The 20,687-nt window shown below is 66.7% G+C and carries 18 protein-coding genes and 3 pseudogenes; 13 read left to right on the forward strand and 8 right to left on the reverse strand.

The annotated features are described in order from the left end of the window. Positions 1-9 precede the first annotated feature (9 nt). The 7 genes and pseudogenes from JWS13_RS06120 (at position 10) to JWS13_RS06145 (ending at position 6,527) form a co-directional block, all read left to right on the forward strand. On the forward strand, positions 10-1,320 hold the full coding sequence (locus JWS13_RS06120; protein WP_206004978.1) for a PucR family transcriptional regulator: 1,311 nt from the start codon (positions 10-12) through the stop codon (positions 1,318-1,320). A 644-nt stretch (positions 1,321-1,964) separates the two neighbouring features. After that, on the forward strand, positions 1,965-2,951 hold the full coding sequence (locus tag JWS13_RS06125) for a PDR/VanB family oxidoreductase (RefSeq protein WP_206011512.1): 987 nt from the start codon (positions 1,965-1,967) through the stop codon (positions 2,949-2,951). Positions 2,952-3,171: 220 nt separating this feature from the next. Further along, positions 3,172-4,431, forward strand: coding sequence for a cytochrome P450 (locus tag JWS13_RS06130; protein WP_206004979.1), 1,260 nt, complete (start codon positions 3,172-3,174; stop codon positions 4,429-4,431). Between the two features lie 55 nt (positions 4,432-4,486). Continuing rightward, positions 4,487-4,621, forward strand: a pseudogene (locus tag JWS13_RS46420) (LysR family transcriptional regulator); the annotation flags it as partial. A gap of 80 nt (positions 4,622-4,701) precedes the next feature. After that, positions 4,702-5,162 (forward strand): annotated as a pseudogene (locus JWS13_RS06135) (transposase); the annotation flags it as partial. Between the two features lie 170 nt (positions 5,163-5,332). Next, positions 5,333-5,516: pseudogene (locus tag JWS13_RS06140) on the forward strand (transposase); the annotation flags it as partial. Between the two features lie 69 nt (positions 5,517-5,585). After that, positions 5,586-6,527, forward strand: a complete 942-nt coding sequence (locus JWS13_RS06145) for a phospholipase D family protein (RefSeq protein ID WP_206004980.1) — start codon at positions 5,586-5,588, stop codon at positions 6,525-6,527. Positions 6,528-6,627: 100 nt separating this feature from the next. Here JWS13_RS06145 and JWS13_RS06150 read toward each other — a convergent pair whose 3' ends face one another. From JWS13_RS06150 to JWS13_RS06165, 4 genes are all read right to left on the reverse strand, one after another. Next, on the reverse strand, positions 6,628-7,425 hold the full coding sequence (locus JWS13_RS06150; RefSeq protein ID WP_206004981.1) for a hypothetical protein: 798 nt from the start codon (positions 7,423-7,425) through the stop codon (positions 6,628-6,630). Continuing rightward, positions 7,425-9,191, reverse strand: coding sequence for a hypothetical protein (locus JWS13_RS06155; protein ID WP_206004982.1), 1,767 nt, complete (start codon positions 9,189-9,191; stop codon positions 7,425-7,427). Before JWS13_RS06155 ends, JWS13_RS06150 begins: the two co-directional genes overlap by 1 nt. Before the next feature lie 21 nt (positions 9,192-9,212). Beyond that, on the reverse strand, positions 9,213-9,353 hold the full coding sequence (locus JWS13_RS06160) for a hypothetical protein (protein ID WP_206011962.1): 141 nt from the start codon (positions 9,351-9,353) through the stop codon (positions 9,213-9,215). 902 nt (positions 9,354-10,255) lie between these two features. Further along, the gene (locus JWS13_RS06165) at positions 10,256-10,705 is read right to left on the reverse strand and encodes a hypothetical protein (RefSeq protein ID WP_206004983.1); all 450 of its coding nucleotides are present in this window, start codon (positions 10,703-10,705) and stop codon (positions 10,256-10,258) included. A gap of 241 nt (positions 10,706-10,946) precedes the next feature. Between JWS13_RS06165 and nrdH the strand changes: the two genes are divergently transcribed. Beyond that, a complete protein-coding gene (gene nrdH, locus JWS13_RS06170) occupies positions 10,947-11,174 on the forward strand; it encodes a glutaredoxin-like protein NrdH (RefSeq protein ID WP_124390984.1) in 228 nt (75 codons plus the stop codon). Positions 11,175-11,191: 17 nt separating this feature from the next. Here nrdH and JWS13_RS06175 read toward each other — a convergent pair whose 3' ends face one another. Further along, on the reverse strand, positions 11,192-11,737 hold the full coding sequence (locus tag JWS13_RS06175; RefSeq protein WP_206004984.1) for an Lrp/AsnC family transcriptional regulator: 546 nt from the start codon (positions 11,735-11,737) through the stop codon (positions 11,192-11,194). Positions 11,738-11,932: 195 nt separating this feature from the next. Here JWS13_RS06175 and JWS13_RS06180 point away from each other — a divergent pair, with 195 nt between their 5' ends. The 4 genes from JWS13_RS06180 to JWS13_RS06195 all read left to right on the forward strand — a co-directional run bounded on the left by JWS13_RS06180 (position 11,933) and on the right by JWS13_RS06195 (position 16,018). Further along, on the forward strand, positions 11,933-13,324 hold the full coding sequence (locus JWS13_RS06180; protein ID WP_206004985.1) for an NAD(P)/FAD-dependent oxidoreductase: 1,392 nt from the start codon (positions 11,933-11,935) through the stop codon (positions 13,322-13,324). 103 nt (positions 13,325-13,427) lie between these two features. Then, complete coding sequence (locus JWS13_RS06185; RefSeq protein ID WP_206011513.1) at positions 13,428-14,387, forward strand: metal ABC transporter substrate-binding protein; 960 nt, start codon at positions 13,428-13,430, stop codon at positions 14,385-14,387. Further along, the gene (locus JWS13_RS06190) at positions 14,384-15,121 is read left to right on the forward strand and encodes a metal ABC transporter ATP-binding protein (protein WP_206004986.1); all 738 of its coding nucleotides are present in this window, start codon (positions 14,384-14,386) and stop codon (positions 15,119-15,121) included. The genes JWS13_RS06185 and JWS13_RS06190 overlap by 4 nt, the downstream gene beginning before the upstream one ends. A gap of 6 nt (positions 15,122-15,127) precedes the next feature. Continuing rightward, positions 15,128-16,018 (forward strand): metal ABC transporter permease, encoded by an 891-nt coding sequence (locus tag JWS13_RS06195; protein WP_206004987.1) that lies wholly within the window; start codon positions 15,128-15,130, stop codon positions 16,016-16,018. 3 nt (positions 16,019-16,021) lie between these two features. Here JWS13_RS06195 and JWS13_RS06200 read toward each other — a convergent pair whose 3' ends face one another. Then, positions 16,022-16,912 carry a universal stress protein gene (locus JWS13_RS06200; protein ID WP_206004988.1) on the reverse strand — a complete coding sequence of 297 codons (891 nt, stop codon included), beginning with the start codon at positions 16,910-16,912 and terminating at the stop codon, positions 16,022-16,024. Continuing rightward, positions 16,909-18,732 carry an amino acid permease gene (locus JWS13_RS06205; protein WP_124390978.1) on the reverse strand — a complete coding sequence of 608 codons (1,824 nt, stop codon included), beginning with the start codon at positions 18,730-18,732 and terminating at the stop codon, positions 16,909-16,911. The genes JWS13_RS06200 and JWS13_RS06205 overlap by 4 nt, the downstream gene beginning before the upstream one ends. Before the next feature lie 256 nt (positions 18,733-18,988). Here JWS13_RS06205 and JWS13_RS06210 point away from each other — a divergent pair, with 256 nt between their 5' ends. Continuing rightward, entirely contained in the window at positions 18,989-19,465 is a 477-nt protein-coding gene (locus JWS13_RS06210) for a hypothetical protein (RefSeq protein ID WP_206004989.1), read from the forward strand. A gap of 10 nt (positions 19,466-19,475) precedes the next feature. On the opposite strand, the gene JWS13_RS06215 is transcribed toward JWS13_RS06210, so the two are convergent. After that, the gene (locus JWS13_RS06215) at positions 19,476-20,687 is read right to left on the reverse strand and encodes an RNA polymerase sigma factor (RefSeq protein WP_206004990.1); all 1,212 of its coding nucleotides are present in this window, start codon (positions 20,685-20,687) and stop codon (positions 19,476-19,478) included.

Consider the following 20,687-nt stretch of genomic DNA (forward strand, 5'->3'; position numbering starts at 1 on the left):
ACTAGGAGAATGACAAGACTCGACAGCGACGGCGACGGCGTGTCGCCCGACACCGATCAGCGGTCCGCAGTTCGAACACTCGTGGCCACCGTCTATTCCGCGACAAACGCCCACAGCGTCGACATCGCAGAAGAAATGATCGCGCGCACCGTCTCGGAGATCGACGAAGTCACCACCGACCTCAACCTCGTACAACTTCTCACCGCGTGCGCGGAGGCCGCAACGTCGCTGAGCCTGGCGATGCTCGAACACGACCGCGACACCGAGGCGATGCCGATGCCCACAGCAATGTCCGAGTACGCCCGCGTACTCGCTCGACGTGGCCTTCCCATCACAGTTCTCGACCGCGGCTATCGGCTGACGCACAACACGATTTTGCGTTGGTGTCTGGAGCAACTCGAGACACTCGGCACCGATCCGGCCGTCGTCGCGCAGGCGGCGGTGGAGATCATGACGCGGCTGTCCACTCAGATCGACGGCCTCTACGAACAGATGCTCGACACCTACGAACTCGAATACGAGACGTGGCTCCGCCACCGCAGCACCGCCCGTTCCGCTCGGATCGGCGACCTCCTCGACGGCCGCCCCGTCGACGTGACGGCAGCCGAGTCCACACTCGGATATCAACTCGACCAATTCCACCTGGGCCTCATCGCGTGGATCGAACCCGGCGGCACGGCCGGCGACCTTCCCGCCTTCGAGCGTGCGGTGACCGCACTCGCCGAGCACCTCGGCTGCCGCGAACGGCCGTTGTTCGAACCCCGTGACGAACGCACCGTGTGGGCGTGGCTCCCGCTCGGCAGTAACACACACGTCGACGTTGCGGGATGGACCACGACGGTCGAACAGTGGGACCAACCGATCACGGTCGCCCTGGGCGCCCCGCAGCACGGGATGATCGGATTCGTCCGCACCCACCGTCAAGCCGCCCAGGCCACGGTCGTGGCACGCGCCTCGAATGTGCCCGGTCCGCGCGTGGTTCCCATCGGGTTGGTCGGTGCAGTGGCGCTGATGTGCGAAGACCTCGACTCCGCTCGCAGGTGGGTGCGCGATGCCCTCGGCCCGCTTGCAATCGACGACCCCACCGCGGCGCTGCACCGTCAGACACTCCGAACCTTCTTCTCGACCGGGGGAAGCTATACCGCATCCGCCGCCGCATTGACCATGCACAAGAACACGGTCATCTACCGGATACACAAGATCGAGGAGTTGCTCGGGAAGAACGTCCGGGAGGGACGCCTCGAACTCGAGAACGCGCTGGCACTCTGTCACTGGCTTGGAACCGCGGTTCTCGATTCCGGCACGAACACCACCGAATGATGCTCAGCAACAAAGCACTTCACGCCCGCTCGTGGTTGCTCTCGTTAACCACGCATCGGCAGTGGAGCTGTACGAAAACTGCTGATATCACGGGTTGTTCATGCATTCACGGACAGCTCGGCCGAATCTGACGGGGTGATGTACGAGAACTCGAATACGCACAGCTGTAACCTGAACTGGACACCCGGTGAACGATTCTGCGAAGTTTGCACGCGAGATTGCCCGAGAAATGTTGTCGGCACGTATCTTTCGCCCCAGATTCTCTTCCCGGAGCAATCGCTGCGCCGGCGAGCGCGTCGAGCGCGACCTGTGCGATACGCTCGATGTCGGGTCCGCCGTGGAGTTGGATCGCGGCCGCCAACACCGTCGAATCACTCTTGGCGGCAACGTTTTTTGCGAGATCGGCAACCAGAAGCTGATACGAGGCACGCGTCGGGCAGCGGACGCACTCTGCACAACCGGAGGTCCACGTCAGCTTTCGTGGTGGGCACCTCCGGAGACGCGTGAACCTCCCCGCGAGTCCTGTTTATCTTGTTTCATTGATGTTAGATTTATGTTTGTTACTCGAACAGCCTCTTACGGCGTAGTAGCCAGTTGGCGGAATCCCGTCCAGTCCGAACAGGTGGAAAGTCATGTCCGATACCATGATCAGTGAATCGAGGGAGGCTCCGGTGGGTTCGAACCTCGAACAGTCGAGAACCCTGACGTTGACGCGCAGGGAGAATCTAGCCTCCGACGTCGTGCTGCTCGAGCTGTCTTCCCCGGACGGTTCCCCGCTGCCGCCCTGGGAGCCGGGTGCACATATCGACCTCCTCCTTCCGGGCGACACGGTGCGGCAGTACTCGTTGTGCAGCGATCCCCGGAACCGCGCATCGTGGCAGGTCGGGATCCTGCGCGAAGTCGAGGGTCGGGGTGGCTCGATCTACGTCCACGACCAGCTCGAGGTAGGCGCCGCCGTCGAGGTGCGGGGACCGCGGAACAACTTCCCCCTCGAACCGGCAGGCAACTACATCTTCGTCGCGGGCGGTATCGGTGTGACCCCGATGATTCCGATGATCCTGGCCGCCGAGGAACGCGGCATTCCGTGGGAACTGCTGTACGGCGGGCGTTCACGGTCGAGCATGTCGTACGTCGACCATCTCGAATCCACTTACGGGGACAAGGTGTCCGTCCGCCCGCAAGACGAGTTCGGCCTACTCGATCTCGACGGCCTCCTCGGAACGGTACGAACCGACACGATCATCTACTGCTGCGGCCCCGAACCCCTGCTCCAGGCGATCGAAACAGCAACAGCGAGCTGGCCGTCCGGTTCCCTCCATATCGAACGATTCAGCCCCAAATTGCTCGAGACACCGGCCCTGTCCGGATCGTTCGAGGTCGAGCTGTCCATCTCCGACCAGGTCGTGACGGTTCCGCCCGAAAAGTCGATCCTGGAGGCCCTCGAGGAACAGGGCGTGCCGGTAGTCGCGTCGTGCCAGGAGGGCATATGCGGGTCCTGCGAGACCGTCGTGCTGGACGGCACACCCGAACACCGCGACTCGATTCTCAGTCCGGCCGAGAAGGAGGCCAACGAGACGATGATGGTCTGCGTCTCACGATCACGCACTCCGCGCCTCGTTCTCGAGATCTGAACACTCCGAACGCATTTCACCTTTCAACGCCCCTCGCGACGGGTGGCCTCCACGAGGTCGTTCGGGGCCGCATCACCGCACCCCTGCCGTCACCACTCTCGATTTTTTTCGGCCGCAGCGCGTCTGGCCAACGCTATCGTGTTTCGTTACTATGTAACTCACGCCATAACAACGGTTGCAACACCAGTGCCGTATTCCCTCACCATTCCTGGAGTCCCCAATGACCACAGAACTCACGCTCGACGACCTGCGTCGGCAGTATCGCCGCGACTACGACCCGTACAACCCTGTTCCGATCGCCGAACATCTCGCGGAGATGGCCGACCGACGTGAGAAGCTGCCGATCAGCTACTCGACGCGAGGCAACGGATGCTGGGTCCTCACGCGCTACGACGACATCTCGAGTGTGTTGCGGCGCAGCAACCGTGGCTTCATCAGCTTCCCCAACGACCCCGACGGCATCAACACGCAAGGTTCCGAGGAGGGCATGGTCCCGATCGAGATCGACGGTCCCCGCCACAAACAGTTCCGTGCACTCCTCGACCCGCACTTCGCGCCCAAGAAGGTCGCGCTGCTGGAAGACGGCCTGCGCGACTGGGCCAACCGACTCATCGACGACTGGATCGAGGACGGCACGTGCGACTTCGTCGACGGCTTCGCCCTCCCCTTCCCCGGCGTCACCGTCCTGACCATCATGGGCTGGCCGTTGGATGACCTCCACACCATGAACGCCTGGGTGTCGACGCTGCTGCACGGTGTCGTCGGAGGCACCCAGGACGAGACGAATGCCGCACGCGGCAAGGCCCACGGTGAGATTCGCCAGTACATGCTCGACCTGATCGCAGCGAGACGAAGCGCGCCTCACCGGGACGACGTCACCTCCGCGGCTCTGGACGCCGAGATCGACGACAAGAAACTCACCGACCTGGAACTGTTCGACATGTTCCTGCTCATGATGCTGGCCGGCCTCGACACCGTCCAGAGCGTGCTCGCACAGTCGATGGTCTACCTCGCACAGCACCCGGAACAGTGGGACGCGATGTTCGCGACGCCGGACAGTCTCGAGCCCGCGATCGAGGAACTACTCCGCTGGGCGGCACCTGCCGTGCCGACACGCACCGTCGTCCACGATTCGGTCGACGTCGCAGGCATCACGCTCACCAAGGGCGAGCGCGTGCATTTCCCGCTCGCCGTGGCCAACCGTGATCCGCAGTACTACCCGCAGCCCGACGAGGTGAACTTCGACCGCGAGGCCAAGCCGCACCTGGCGTTCGGGCTCGGCCCGCATCGCTGCGTCGGCCTGCATCTGGCCCGGCTCGAGCTGAAGATCGCGTTCACCGAATTGCGCCGCAGGATGCCCAAATTCGAACTCGTTTCCGGCGTCGAACCACACGAACATCTCGGCCTCGCCTGGGGAGTCGAGAACGTCCACCTCACCTTCCCCGCGGGAACGCGAGAAACGGAGGGATCCGGACGATGATTCGCTCGCAGGCTCCCGCAACCGTACGATCGCGGTCGTCGGAGCCTCGATCGGCGGGCGGCGCACGGTCGACGCGGTCGCCGGCGTGCCGCAAGAACTGGCGAGCGTACGGTTCGTGATCTACCCCGCCGAACATGGCTCCGTGGTCCGCGCCGCCACGCTCGCGCTGCGCGCGGCAGAAAGATTTGCCCGTTGCCGTCTTTGTGGTCCCGTTCCTCGGGATTGCGGTCGCCATGTTCGGTATGACTTCTTCCCCCTGTCTCTCGAATAATCCTGGGGCCCTGCGGCGGTCCCGCCGAATCCGACAGTCCGGCAAACGCAAACTCACCACGCTCGCGGCCAAGCACGCACCCCGCATGGGTGCCCGACTCGCCACCGAGATCCTCACCACCCGGAAACGCAATCGGTGACGGTGTCCGGCAGCAAGGCCGCCGAGATCGTCCTGCCGACGCTCGCCGACTCCCTGAAAGAAGTCTTTCAGCAACGGAATACGATCGGCAGCACGGATCCTGCTCGAGATCGGCGACGGTTCCGCATTCAAGTCCGCCGGGCACCTCGCCGCCTATGCCGGCTTTGCCCCGGTCACCCACCGATCCGGCTCCTCCATTCGCGGTGAACACCCTGCCCGGTCAGCCAACCGCAAGCTCAAACGTGCCCTGTTTCTGTCCCCGTTCTCAGCTCTCGGCGATCGGACCAGCCGCGACTGTGGCCACCGTCGCCGAATGCGTCGAGGAACCCTGGGTTGTACTCACGCAGCAGGGCGCGCAGTTTGTGACAGTCATTCGAGACAGGACCACGCGATGACCACTGCCCACGATATCGACCTGCGCGAGGTTCTGACCGACCGGACCTCCCCCTCCAGTCCCGATCTGCTGCGTCGCCTGCTGTCCACGTTCATCGAATCGAGGTCACCTCCGCCGAGGACGGGGCCGGCTGGCTGGCGTTCTTCCGATCGCTGGTCGCCCACCGTGAGCGGGGCCCGGTTGGTGACCTCCGACGCCCACGCCGGCCTCGTCGCGGCAATCGGGGCGTCGCTGCCCGGGGCTGCCCGGCAGAGATGTCGAACGCTGCACAGGATCAGGCTCCGCACCACGTGCGCTTCTGGCAGGCTATTGCCCCACCTGTCCCCTACATGCCGATTACCGTCTGCTGGTATGGGTACCACCTTCCACGGGCCGAGCCCGTGGCCACACATCACCCGCGCGATCCGCACCCGCGGCACGAGGTACGCGGCGATCGGCTACCTCGGCCAGGACGCACCCGACCTGCTGCCACTGCGAGCCGGGGACATTCTCGTCGTCAACGCCTCCAAGTCCGCGGTAAAAGCGCACGCCACCTCCCCCGCCGCCCTCGCGCACTACCTGAACAAAGGTGTCCGGGTACTTTCCTGCCCCACCCTGCACGCCAAAGTCATCGCCACCACCACGCGGGCGGTGATCGGGTCGGCGAACGCCTCCGAGAACTCGACCCTCGCCGACGACGGTGTGGTCATCACCGACGATCCCGAGATCATCGCCTCGGTACGGAAGTTCATCGACGCTCTCACCGAGATCACCGAGGTCGATCAGGTGTTCCTCGACGGCGCCATCCGGGAGTGGGAGATCGGCCGGGCCGTCCCGCTTCCCGGTGTCACCGGCCGGATCCGCCCCGAAGCGGACTTCCTGCCCGCACCGGTCACCCGGATGTTCGTCAAACACGCCGTCGACTACGAACCCACCCCTACCGAGAAACTGGTGCTCGACAGGCAACGGGGCGCCCACGCCACCGGTGGGCCGGCGGTGAAATACCAACTCGACTCCCTCCGCCTCGAGAAACCCGGCACCATCCGGCGGGGCGATGTGATCGTCTTCGTCTCCGCCGACGACCAGTGGCTCCACCCACCGGCGGTGGTGACCTCCGATGCCATGCGGGTCCCGCGGTCCGGCGGGGCGGTGCTGCATTTCCTGCGCACCCGCACCGACCTACCGGCCCTGCCCCTCACTGACGCAGCGAAGGCGCTCACCGATCTCGGACATCCGGGCTCCCGGCTACGCACCGATCACTACGTCCGCTCCCCGAGCCTGCGAGCCGCGTTGCTCGGGCTGTGGGAGCTGTAACCGGAACCGACCCGGGTGGGCTTTCGCGGGATCGCAACAAAAGCGCACGCCGGCATAGTGGTCGGGTTCGGCTCGTGCCCCGCAGCTGTGCTCTCGGTCGTCAGATCCAGTCGATGTGGACGGAGTCGATGTGGTCGAAATGGAATCCGAACTGGTCGCTGTATTTGTCGAAGCCCTTGTTCTCGGGGTAGTCGAGGGTGGCATGTCGTTCGAGGAGTGCCACGACGCGAGCGTGGTCGTCGCCTGCCAGTGCGGCGGCGAGTTCACGGGATTCGTCGCTGCTGAACGGTGTGTCCGAGTTGGCGAAATCCAGTGTGCGGACACGATAGTCGTATCCCTCGTCGGCGCCGTTGCGGACCATCACCCCGCCCCTGACGCGAATGACGGCCTTCTTCGGTGTTCCGTCCGGGCGGAGTACGCCGGCGCGTTTCATGATGTCCTGGGCTGTGACGTTCCTGAGTTTCTTGCCGGCGTCGGCACGCAGTTCATTCGTGTCCCCGGACCGGTATCGGGAAACGGCGGATCGGGACCGTCCGATCTTCGCGGCAACGGCGTCGATGCCGCCGAGGCGTTCGATCGCTGCGCGGCGTTGCGCACGCTCGAGGACGTCGGCGTGCGGGATGCGGCCAAGTTGGGCCCATCGACGCAGTGTGCGGTCCGACGGCGGTGTCCGGCCGGCATCGATCGCCGCCTGGCGCAGTCCCTCGTTGCCGAGCTCTTTGCGCAGCTGCGTGACCGAGACCTTGCTGGTCAGCCCGGCCAGTCCACCGCTCTTGACCTGCTTCGACTTTTCGACGCCGGTCGTTGCGGCGCCCGCGACCGAGACCTTGAGGCCGTCGAGACCGACCGTTTGCTGGGGCGGCTTCGTGGTCCGCGGCTTCGGAAGATGAAGCGCCATCACTCGTCCTCTTCCTCGGCGAAGGCCGCTTTGATCGCCAGATTCACGTCGTGAACGTCCTCGGCGGAAGCGAAGGCGGATAGGAGTGTATCCGTGACGATGGTGTCCTTCTCCACCGACATCTTCCCGAGCGCCTCACTCGGGTCGGCGATGTCCTCGCCGCCGGCGAGCAGATACACCCAGGAGTCGGTGACGGTGCGGATCGGCCAGCGGCCGTGCTCACGGGCAATCCGCATCGCGACGCGGCGGCCGCGCCACCGGCAATGCGCGATGATCGCCGCCCGCCACAGCGGCTGGTGATGGTGCTGCATTCGTGTCGCAGTCCACATGTCGGGGTTGACCATCCGCCCGATGTAGCCCTTGTAGCAAGATCCGACGAACCGTTTCGTCGGCGCGTCGTCGATGTCCACCGCGGCGCGTCGGGCCTCGCGCAGGATCTTCGCCCACTTGTCCAGCACCCGGCCCTGCTGCGGATACACCCAGGCCTCGGTGATGTCGAGATCGTCGAGATCGGCGCCGATCCCGCCATCGGCCACCGGCGAGCACAATCCGTCGAGGCTGACCGAGGTGACCCAGGTCTGCACGGGCTGGTCGTCGAGCATGTGCGGGTGCGGCAACGGCAGCTTGCCGGGCAGCGACAGCGTCTGCCCGGGCGGCAGGGTCACCCGCCACAGCCCGAACGGGGCACCCTTGTCCCCTGCTGCCGCAGCGGCAGCCGCCTCACCGGTCAGATGCTCGGGCTGCCCGTACCCGAATTCGAGCATGCCCGCGGAGGCGAGGTAGGCGGCGCGTTGGTCGATGGACACCACCCGGCTCGTTCCGTCGAGGTCCTCGGCGTCGGGCACCCTGGTCCAGCCGACTGCGGGTTCGAGGTCGCCGCGTGGGGCGCCGTCGAGGGGCGGTACCGGGCCCGCGGTCGCCACGACGAGGCCCTTCCCCGAGCGGGTGCGTTCCCGCTTGATCTTGTCGACGATCGCGGCGCCGGTGCGTGCGGGTGTCGGCCCGGGGAGCACCCCGAGATTCTTCGCGGACCATGCCAGCCGGCGTCCCAGCTCGCGTGCTGCCGGGAGGTCGTCGTCCGGGAGATACGTTCCGGCGGTGGGTGAGCCGAGAATGCCCATCTCGCCGACCCGGTTGTTCCAGCCGAAGTCCTTGTTCCAGTACGTCCACACGTACGGCTCGATCACCACATCGACCATCGAGGTGAACTTGCCGACGGACCGGGACAGGTGCACCACATGCCCCGGGTCGCCCCGCAACTCCCATCCCGCATTCAGCATCGGTGTCAGGGTTGCCTGCAGGACCGCGGTCAGATCGGAAGCGGCACGGGTGCGCAGCGCCTCCATGTCCTCGAAGTCGTCTTCCGAGCCGGGGTCGATCACCCACCCCAACGCCTCGCACGCACCCTGGCCCACGATCCACACCTGCGGAGGCGCACCCAGCGGGGTCAGGGCGGCCCAACGAATCAGCTTGTCGAGCTTGTCGACCGAATCCACCGGACCGGTCAGCTCACGGCCGGACGGTGTGTACGTACCCTCGACGGTCACGATCAGGGCGTGGCCATCAGCTTCGTCTCCCCCCGGGAGCGTCTCCCACGCCGGTGGGGTGGCGGCTGCGGCACTGCCTGTTTCCGGGGGTGGTGGGGTCGAGATAGCTTCGGCAACGTCGGGTTGTTCGTCCGGTTCGGGTTCGGGGGGAACGTCAGCCGGGTCGACGTGTGTTGTGGTGTCATCGAATTCGAACAGTGCGTATTGGTCGTCTGCCATTGATCGCCCTCCCCCGTTCATCTATTCAGCGACCTCGCCGTTGGAGTCCACGTCGGGCACGCCGTTGCGTGCGAAGAACTCCTGCAGCGCAACGTCGACGACATTGGTCACCGAATATCCGTACTCCTGAGTGAACCACCCCAGCCGCCGCGACGTACTCACGAGCACGCGGGTATTGAGGGGCTCCTTGTCCGGTCCCTTTTTCGGCTCCAGTGCCGAGGTAATTCGTGGCGTCGAGGTGGGTGTTTCGGACCTCTCGGCGCGATGCCGGGATCGGGCATTTCGACTTCCCAGTCCGCGAGAATCGGGCATCGCACGTTGTCCTCTCCACATCCCGGTCGCCGGCGTTGCGTCACAGCCCGCCGACCTCGAATCGGCTTTGAACGTAGCCAACCGCCCTGGGAGCGAACTTACGTGCTAGCTTCCTTGCGCGCAAGAATACGTGAATATTTGCGCGCAAGGTGCCTCCGATCTGTCCCACCGGGAGAGCCCTCAGCTAATGCGGCAAGAGGCGCCTCTGCACGTAAACACCGCGGTGACCAGGTCGTATGCGGCTCCACTGACAAGGTCTTGCCGGCAACTATTCGTCGTAATGGGTCTCGATGCCCAAGGGGCGTGCACTTGGAATCTCGTTCACCGCGCTGGAATCTCGCGAATGAAACGCTCCCCCGCGGGAAGAAGTGAGTGTCCGCTGCGCGATTCGAACGCGCGCAGAGCACGCGCAGAGTCGGTCGATGAGGCCGATCGGCGGGGACCTGACCGTGCGGGTAACTACCAGATCTGAGCACGCACGCTGGCCACGCGCTGACTAAATTCAAGATAGGGCGCTTCCGAATTCAATCGCACATAGCGCTATTCCTGCCAACGGAATCGGTTAGGGGAAAGCCGGGACGGATGCCGTTCGAGGTGTTCAGGCGAACAATGCCGAGTTGAGAAGTGAATCGATGCGGTCTTCTGCCACAACGTTTTTCGCGAGTTTACTCGATTATTCTACTTCCGGTTGCCGAGTGGTCCAGGAAGCGGATCCAGGCGCAGTCCCCGTGAACCACAGTCAGACACCCGAATCACGCCGCCGGTCGCCTCTTCGGCACCAGTAACGCCACAAACGCGACGATCAGGCCACCGCCGGCGAGGTACAGCCCCCAGCGATCGGTGAGCACGGTGTCGTAGTGGTCCCGAAGGTAGCCACCGACACGATCATTGAGCCGCCACCCGAACACCGCGAGCGTGCCGATCCCCACGATCACGCCCAGCCACTCGGCCGCACGGGAACCCACCAACGCGGCGACCAGCAGCAAGGCCGCAGCGCCCAGCAGCAGTGCCGTCATCGACTTGTAGAAGGTCACGGCCTGATTCTCGATCTGCTCAACGTCGGTGATTCCGGTGGGGAAGCCGTCACGGAGATCGATCACCGCGACGTCGCCTGGCGTAACGCCGCCGACGACGGGAAGGAAGGCACCGATCGCGACCGCAATGGCGCACGCGAACAGGACCAGATGGATGAAGCTGCGCATCGGCATTCTCCTCGGTATCGGGCGGATGATACGGCGTCGGTTTCGGTTACTCGTCCGGCACCGGGGGCGGCCCGAAGCTGATCGATCGACAACGACACCGTAGTGCTGCGGACCGCACCGAACCGGGACCGTGCCGCAGCAAGAGGCTCCGCCATCGCCGCTCGCCGGGCGAACCGGGGCCGCAGCGCATATGCTTCCGGTCCCCCGCCGGCACACACAGCAACACAGAGCGGAGCGCACGATGACCATCACGATCTACGCCAAACCGGCCTGCGTGCAATGCACCGCCACCTACCGCGCCCTGGACAAGGAAGGCCTCGAATACACGGTCGTCGACATCACCCGCGACCTCGACGCCCACGACTATGTGCGGGCTCTCGGCTACCTGCAGGCGCCCGTCGTCGTGGCCGGTGACGACCATTGGGCCGGCTTCCGCCCCGACCGCATCAAGGCCCTCACCGCAGCCTGACCGCGACTCCAGGCACCTCAGCGGCCCGACGACGGCTCGACCTGAGGCGCCCGGAGTCGCGGGCGCACATGCTCGAAGATCAGGATGGTCTCGGTCGAGGCGACCGCAGGATGCGCACTGAGGTGGTCGAGGACGAAACGCCTCAGCTCCTCGCTGCTCCCGGTCGCGACGTGGATCAGGTAATCGTCGGCGCCGGCGATGAAGTACACGTTCAGCACGTCGTCGAGGGTGGCGAGTTGCTCGGCGAGCTGCCCGAGGTGCTGTCGTGCATTGGCCTGCACGCGGACTGCGATCATCGCCTGCAGGTCCCTGCCCAGGGTGGCGGGGTCGATGTCCGCGTGAAAGCCGCGGATCACTCCTCGGTCGATCAGGGAGCGCACGCGACCCAGGCAGGTAGACGGTGCGATGCCCGCGAGAGCGGCGAGTGCGTTGTTGGGGGTACGGGCGTCCCGCGAGAGTTGATCGAGGAGGATCCGATCGATGTCGTCTATCGCCGCCCCCGCTCGAACATCATTCGATCGCGGGCCGTCGGAATACGGCGTCCCCGGAATATTCTTCTTCATCGGCTCAGTCTAGAGAATTTTCTTCTTACACCTTGGATTCGGTGCGCCGATTGTTCACCATTGATGCCTGTCAGCCGAATTTTCCGGCAGACCTTCACGAACCACGAGCACCCGCCCCTACTCCCCTGCTCCACGGCTGCAAAATGCCCCGACACCGAGATCGTCGCCGCCCAGCGTGATCGGAAAGGCTCCAACATGAGCAACCCACAGTCCCCGTCCGCGCGCCACCGCGTCGTCGTGATCGGATCCGGCTTCGGTGGGTTGTTCGCGACCAAGGCCCTCCGCCGCGCGGACGTCGACGTCACGGTGATCGACCGCACCACCCACCACCTGTTCCAGCCCCTCCTCTATCAGGTGGCGACCGGCATCCTCTCCGAGGGTGAGATCGCCCCGTCGACGCGGATGATCCTCAAGGACCAGGCCAACACCGCCGTCCGCCTCGGTGACGTCACCGGAATCGACCTCACCGAACGCACCGTGACGTCCGAACACCTCGGCCAGTCCACCGTCACCGGATACGACAGCCTCATCGTCTCCGCCGGGGCGCAGCAGTCGTATTTCGGCAACGACCACTTCGCCGAACACGCCCCGGGAATGAAGTCCATCGACGACGCCCTCGAACTCCGCGGCCGCATCCTCGGCGCGTTCGAGCAGGCCGAGGTGACCGCCGACCCGCAGGAGCGGGCACGCCTGCTCACGTTCGTCGTGGTCGGTGCCGGGCCCACCGGCGTCGAGATGGCCGGTCAGATCGCCGAACTCGCCCACCGAACCCTCGTCGGGGCCTACACCAACTTCGACCCCCGCGACGCACGGATCATCCTGCTCGACGCAGCCTCCGCGGTATTGCCGCCGTTCGGTGACAACCTGGGTTCGGAGGCGGCGGAAACCCTCGAGAAGCTCGGGGTCGAGGTGCGGCTGGGTGCGTCGGTGACCGACGTCGACGCCGGCGGACTGACCGTCCGGGATGCCGAGGGCACCGAGCACCGCATCGCGTCCGTCTGCAAGGTCTGGTCCGCAGGGGTGGCGGCCAGCCCACTCGGCGCGCAACTCGCCGCCCAGTCGGGTGCCGCCCTCGACCGCGCAGGCCGCGTCGCCGTCGAAGAAGATCTCACGCTGCCGGGCCATCCCGACGTGTTCGTCGTCGGCGACATGATGTCGCGTGATCGCCTGCCCGGCGTCGCCCAGGTCGCGATCCAGGGTGGCCGCTACGCCGCGAAGCGGATCGCCGCCGAGGTCGCCGCGGCAGCCACGGGACGCCCGGCGCCGGAACGGCCGCCGTTCCGGTACCGCGACAAGGGCTCGATGGCCACGATTTCCCGGTTCAACGCGGTCGCCAAGATCGGCGGTGTCGAGCTGACCGGTTTCCTCGCGTGGGTCATCTGGCTGGCGGTGCACGTGGTCTACGTCGTCGGGTTCCGGAGCCGTGTCGCCACCCTGCTGTCGTGGGCGTGGACTTTCCTCGGCACCTGGCGCGGGCAACTGACCAACACACATCAGCAGATCACCGCCCGCAATGCGATCGCGCAACTGCACAGCCTCGAACGTCGCGCCGAGGATGCGGAAGTAGTTGTCGCACAAGTGATCTGACGATCACATACGCCGTCGGCGCACAATCGTGAACGACGGCGATCTCGCTCGCGCGGCACACGGCTAGACGATCCACACTTGTGGTTTCGGTTTGCCGAACATTATGATTCGCCGCGTGAAAACAACGTCCTTCAAGGTGGGTGCGCGACGACGGCCGGTGACCGCTGCCGCGGTACTGACAGCGCTGGCCACGACGCTGCTGCTGTCCGCGTGCGGCAAGGGCAGCGGCCCCGCCGACGACAAACCGGTGGTGCTGACCACGTTCACCGTGCTCGCCGACATCGCCGCGAACGTCGGCGGCGAGCACCTGACCGTCGAATCGATCACCAAGGCGGGCGCCGAAATTCACGGATACGAGCCCACCCCCGGCGACATCAAGAAGGCCGCGCAGGCCGACCTGATCCTCGACAACGGCATGAACCTGGAGGCCTGGTTCGGCCAGTTCGTCGACGGGGTGGACGTCGAGCACATGGTCGTCAGTGACGGCGTGGAGCCGATCGCCATCGGTGAGGACGCGTACGCGGGGAAACCGAATCCGCACGCCTGGATGTCACCGCTGAACGTGCAGATCTACGTCGACAACATGGTCGCCGCGTTCAGCGAACTCGATTCCGCTCACACCGCCGACTACCGCTCCAACGGCGACGCGTACAAGGCGCAGTTGCAGAAGGTGCAGGACGAATTGGTCGCCGAACTGGGCGCCCTGCCGGTCAACGAACGGGCGCTGGTCACGTGCGAGGGAGCGTTCTCGTATCTGGCCCGTGACGCGGGGCTGACAGAGAAGTACATCTGGCCGGTCAATGCCGAACAACAGGCCACTCCCCAGCAGATCGCGTCGACGATCGAGTTCGTGAAGCAGAACCGGGTTCCCGCGGTGTTCTGCGAGTCCACGGTGTCGGATGCGCCGATGCAACGGGTCGTCGAAGCGTCCGGCGCCGCGTTCGGTGGCACCCTGTACGTCGACTCGCTGTCCGAGGCGGACGGGCCCGTGCCGACGTATCTGGATCTGATCCGGCACGACGCCGACACTCTCACCTCCGCACTGAACGGGCAGCGGTCGTGACCACCCAGCCTGCGGTCGAGGTCCGGGACGTCACCGTCCACTACGGCGACGTCCTCGCGCTCGACCGGGTCTCCCTCGCCCTTCGCCCCGGACGCGTCTGCGGACTCGTCGGCATGAACGGCTCCGGAAAGTCCACCCTGTTCAAGGCGATCATGGGCACGGTCAAACCCGACACCGGCACGGTCCGCATCAACGGTGCGGCGCCGGCCGCGGCGCGCAAAGCCGGGGTGCTGGGTTACGTTCCGCAAAGCGAGGACGTGGACTGGACGTTCCCGCTCTCGGTGCGGGACGTGGTGATGACCGGCAGGTACGGGCGAATGGGACCGACCCGGCGGCCCAAAAAGGCCGACCGCGACGCCGTCGAGCACGCTCTCGAACGCGTCGAACTCACGGACCTGGCGGACCGGCAGATCGGGCAACTGTCCGGCGGTCAGAAGAAGCGCACGTTCGTCGCCCGGGGAATCGCGCAGGGCGCCACCATCCTTCTGCTCGACGAACCGTTCGCCGGGGTGGACAAACGCTCCGAGGCCACCATCACCGCGCTGCTGCGGGAACTCGCCGACGCGGGTGCGGCGATCCTGGTCTCCACCCACGACCTGCACGCGCTACCCGACCTGGCCGACGAGGCGATCCTGCTGCTGCGCACGGTGCTGATGCACGGCGACCCCGGCGTCGTTCTGCAACCGGACAATCTGGCGGCCGCCTTCGGCCTCGACGTGATGACAAGGACCTGAGACTCAATGGATGTCATCGATTTCTTCGTCGACCCCCTGCGCTACGACTTCATGGTCCGTGCGCTGATCACCACCCTGATCGCGGCGGTGGTGTGCGCGGTGCTGTCGTGCTGGCTGGTGCTGATCGGCTGGTCTCTGATGGGTGATGCGGTCTCGCACGCCGTCCTGCCCGGCGTGGTCCTGGCCTACATCGTCGGCGCCCCGTTCGCGATCGGCGCGGTGATCTTCGGCTTCCTGGCCGTCGCACTGATCGGGCTGGTCCGCGACACCAGCCGGGTCAAAGAGGACGCCGCGATCGGCATCGTGTTCTCCACCCTGTTCGCCCTCGGTCTGGTGCTGGTCTCGGTCACCCCGAGCCAAACCGACCTGAACCACATCATTTTCGGCAACCTGCTGGGTGTCAGCCGGTCCGACCTCGTCCAGATCTCGATCCTCGGGGCGTTCGTCTTCGTCGCACTGATCGTCAAGCGCCGCGACTTCACGCTGTACGCGTTCGATCCCACCCATGCGCATGCCATCGGCCTGAACCCGCGGCTGCTCGGGGCGGCGCTGCTGGGACTGCTGGCCCTGACGGCGGTGGTGGCCCTGCAGGCGGTCGGTGTCATCCTGGTGGTGGCCATGCTGATCATTCCCGGGGCGACGGCGTATCTGCTGACCGACAGTTTCCATCGAATGCTCGTCATCGCCCCGGCGATCTCGGCGTCCTGCGCCGTCATCGGCCTGTACCTGAGCTATCACCTCGACACCGCCAGCGGCGGAATGGTGGTGCTGTCCCAGGGTGCGGCGTTCGCGCTGGTCTATCTGTTCGCGCCGCGGCAGGGCGTGATCGGTCGCCGGATCACCGCGTCCCGGCGTCGCCGGGCATCCGCGGCCGCGAAGGTGGTGGCCGACCGCTGACGGTTACGTCGCGGGTGTGTGCCGCGGCACGATCATCACCGGCACGGGGGCGTGCCGCAGGATTTTCGACGCGGCGGAGCCGAGGAACACGTGGGCGGCGGGTCCGGCGGCTCCCGAACCCAGCACGAGCATGTCGTCGGGCTCCCAGGAGACGGCCTCGACCGCCGCGCGCCAGTCGGTGCCGCTGCCGATCTCCACGTCCACGTCGGGAACCGGGATGCGGGCGCGCACCGCGTCGAGTTGCCGGGCGATGTCGTCGGTGGTGCGGCGCGTCCACTGCCGGACGACGAGATCCTCGGTCGACTGCTCGATGGCGCCGCCGAACCGGGACACGGGCCGCACCGTGAACGACACGATCCGCCAGGTCACCGGCCACCGTGCAGCCATCTCGGCGGTGGCCGCGATGAGGCCGTTGACGTCGGCTTCGCCGCCGTAGGCGGCGGTGAGCCTGCGGATCGGTCCGGGCACCGGTGGGTAGCCACGCGGCGCGATCGCGACGGGTACGGCCGCGGTGTGCACGAGCCGTTCGGTGACGCTGCCCAGCGCCACCCGGCCCAGCAGACCGGACGACGAAGACCCGACGACGACGAGGGTGGCGTCGTGGGCGGCGACGAGTTCGATGAGCCCGGTCGGGATCGACGTCGACCGGTGAACGACGGTGGGGATGTCCAGGTCGCCCGGCAGCCCGGCGACCACCCCGTCGAGTGCCCGCGACGCCTCCGCGGTGACATAGCGCAGGTATTCGCGGTCGATGGGGTCGTCCTTCGCCGGCCACGGCTGTTCCACGACGGCCGCGGCCACGACCGTCTCGCCGGTCCAGCGCGCGATCCGCGCCGCCAGGTGCAGCGGCGCGGTCCCCTGACGGCTCGAGCTGAATCCGGCGATGATCGTCATCGAGCGGGTTTCCCTGCGCCGATCGGGTGCGCGACGACGTGGGTGACCGGCACACCGTGTTCGGCGCGGGCGCGGTCCACGACGTCGAACCGGTGCCACACCGACTCTTCGGGCGGCAGCGTGGAGATGACGATCTGATCCGGATGGAACGATTCGACGCCGGCGGCCAGGGCGCGCAGCGGCCGGTAGTCCCCCACCTCGCCGTCGGCGTCGAGATCCTCCGAGCGGAGGGTCGTCAGCGTGTCGTCGAGTCGCTGCCGGGCGACCTCCCGGGTCGCTTCGGCGACGTCGAGCGGGCCGTGGGTGGCGGCGGTTCCGGTCTCGATCGGGCTGGCGGGCACGACCACGAAGTAGACGGCTTCCCGATCCGCGCCGATGCGACGGAGCTCGTCGAGCATTTCCTTCGACTCGACGGTCTGGTTGGCCAGCACCAGTACCCGGTGAGGCCGGGTGGTCGCGGCGGCCCCCTCGACGGCGGGCCGCCGGCGCACGAACCAGGTGTTGGCGAGGAACAGCACGATGACGACCGCCCACGACACCAGGCTCAGCACGAGTTGCGACCGCACGTCCTCCTGCAGATACATCTGCACGAGGATTGCCACGATCGCGGCGGCGGTGATGAGCGACAACACCGGGAACAGCCACATCTTGACCCGCAGCTCCGAGGCTGGGGTGCGGTACCGCAGCACGATCTGGGAGACGGCGATGAGCAGGTACACGAACAGGATGATCGCGCCGCTGGAATTCAGCAGGAACGCGAAGACGGTGTCGGGTGAGACGGCCGCGGCGATCACGCACAGAAAGCCGACGACCGAGGAGGCGAGGATCGCGATGGCGGGCACCCCGCGGCGGGTCACCCTGACCAGCTGCGCGGGGGCCTCCCGTCGCGCGGCGAGGACGAACAGCATGCGGGAGGCGGTGTACATGCCCGAGTTGAGGCAGCTCAGCACCGCCGTCAGCACGACGGCGTTCATGATGTCGTCGGCGTACGGGATCCCCATCTCGGTGAACGCGGCGACGAACGGGGAGGCGGCCATCTGCTCGTCGTCCCACGGCAGGATGGTGGCCAGCAGGAACGTCGAGCCGACGAAGAACACGGCGATCCGCACGATCACCGAGTTGGCGGCCTTGGTCACCGCCCGTTCCGGATCCGCCGATTCCGCGGCGGCGATCGTCGCGATTTCGGCGCCGACCATGGAGAAGATCACCGTGACCACGCCGACGGTGACGGCCATGGCGCCGAACGGGAGGAACCCGCCGTGGCTCCACAGGTTGGAGAAGTCGAGCGCCTTGTTCGGCCACACGCCGAGAACGAACAGTGCGCCGAGTGCGATGAACACGACGATCGCGGCGACCTTGATGCCGGCGAACCAGAATTCGAACTCGCCGAACGACGACACGGAGAACAAGTTCGTCGCGGTCATCAGGATCATCAGAACCAGCGCGGACAGCCACAGCGGGATGTCGATCCAGTACTGGATGATCGTCGCGCCGGCGATGGCCTCGAAGCCGACGACGATCACCCAGAAGTACCAGTACAGCCAGCCGACGGAGAAGCCGGCCCAGTTGCCCAGCGCCCGGCGGGCATAGTCGGCGAACGATCCGGTCGACGGGTTGGCCACGGCCATCTCGGCCAGCATGCGCATGACCATGATGATCAGGACCCCGGCGAGGGCGTAGGTGACGAACGCCGCGGGCCCGGTGTCGCCGATGACGACGCCGGAGCCGACGAACAGGCCCGCGCCGATCACCCCGCCGATCGCGATCATCGTCAACTGGCGCTGGCTCAGTGCCTTCTTCAGTGCGGGTGTTCCGCTCATGTCATCCCTCCGATGCTTCACGCGCCGGCGTGCTCGCTCTCTTGGCGAGACCGACTGTCGGAGTCCCAGGGTGTATTCGGCTGGGCGACGTCGAGGGGGCTTCGGCCGCAGGGCCTCGAAATTCAATCGTAGGCCGCGGCACCGGTCCGGCGAGCGGGATTCGGCGTGCGTCCCCTCGTGCCGTTTACCGGCCTGCGCGGCGGGTATCAATACGGTGACGTCCGGAGTGAGACCGCCGAGAACGAAGGTTCCGCTGATGACACTCGTGCCCCGGGTCGCGATCGCGCTGATCGCCGCAGGCCCCCTCGCCCTGTTCCTGGCCGCGCCCGCCGTCGCGGACCCGCCGGACGTGACCCTGGCGGCCGCCGTCGCGGGGAGCACCGTCACGACGACGCTCACCAACGACACCGGTGCGGACATCGTGTGCGGACTCGGTGGACTGAGGGCGGCGGACGACATCGTGAACCCCGAGTCCGTGGCGGTGTTTCACCGATCGAATGTGGTGATCGGACCGGGACCGCAGGAGTTCGTGTTCGAGTCGGTACCCGACGGTGACTATCTGATCCACTGGATCTGCAGTGAGAATGCGGGTCCCGGTGACGAGGTGTGGGGTTCGGCGCCGCTCCCGGAGACCGCGTACGCGAAGCCGGCGACGGCGGAACCGCTCCCCGTCAGCGTGCGAACGCAGACGTGTTTCGGTTCGCTGTGCCTGCCGCCGGGGCCGGCCCTCTGACCGGCACGCATCAGGCGATCGAATCGCGCTGTGCCCGAAGGAATTCCCGTTCGGCCTCGTTGTCCGTGCGGTCGCGGGCGGCGTCGTAGGCGCGGGCGGCCTCGCCGGGGCGCCCGACGCGGCGGAGAAGATCGGCCCGCACCGCGTGGTACAGGTGATAGTCGTCGAGGTCGAGCTGGTCGACGAGCGCCAGCCCCTCCGCCGGTCCCCGCACCTCCGCCACCGCGACCGCCCGGTTCAACGCGACCACCGGGCTCGGCGCCAGCGACATCAGCTGGTCGTACAGCTGCAGGATCTGCCACCAGTCGGTGTCGGCGGCCGTCTCGGCGTCGCTGTGGACGGCGTTGATCGCAGCCTGAATCTGATACGGGCCCGGGATGTTCCGTCGCAGGCAGTCCCGCACCAGCGACTGCCCCTCGGCGATGAGGCCGGGATCCCACCGACCGCGGTCCTGGTCGGGCAGGAGCACGAGTCGCCCGTCGGCGTCGGTACGGGCGGCGCGTCGCGATTCGATCAGCAGCATCAACGCGAGCAGCCCGGTGACCTCCGGTTCGCCGGGCATCAGGGCAGCCAGGACCCGGCCGAGGCGAATGGCCTCGGCGCACAGATCCGCCCGCATCAGCCGGTCCCCCGAACTCGCCGTGTACCCCTCGTTGAAGATCAGGTAGACGACGGCCAGGACGGTACGGAGACGATCCGGGAGATCGGCCTCGTCCGGCACCCGATACGGGATCCGGGCGTCCCGGATCTTCCCCTTGGCCCGGACGAGGCGCTGCGCCATGGTCGGCTCGGGCACCAGGAAGGCGCGGGCGATCTCCGCGGTGCCGAGTCCACCGAGGAGGCGCAGGGTGAGTGCGACCTGGGCGGTGGGTGCCAGCGCCGGGTGGCAGCAGGTGAAGATCAGGCGTAGCCGGTCGTCGTGCACGGCGCCCTCCTCCGTCGGTTCGTCGCGGGCGAGCAGCAGCGCGGCCTGCGCGTGCCGGTCGTGCCGGGACGCCTCGCGCCGGAGCCGGTCGATCGTGCGGTGCCGGGCGGTGGTGATGATCCACCCCGCCGGGCTCGGTGGCAGCCCGTCCGACGGCCAGCGCTGCACCGCCTCGGCGAAGGCGTCCTGGACGGCGTCCTCGGCGAGGTCGATGTCGCCGAACACGCCGACCAGGACGGAGACCGCGCGACCGTGTTCGGTGCGGAACACGTGTTCGATGTCGGCGGTGTCGATCAC

The sequence above is a fragment of the Rhodococcus pseudokoreensis genome (genome assembly GCF_017068395.1).
Classification (GTDB): Bacteria; Actinomycetota; Actinomycetes; order Mycobacteriales; family Mycobacteriaceae; genus Rhodococcus_F; species Rhodococcus_F pseudokoreensis.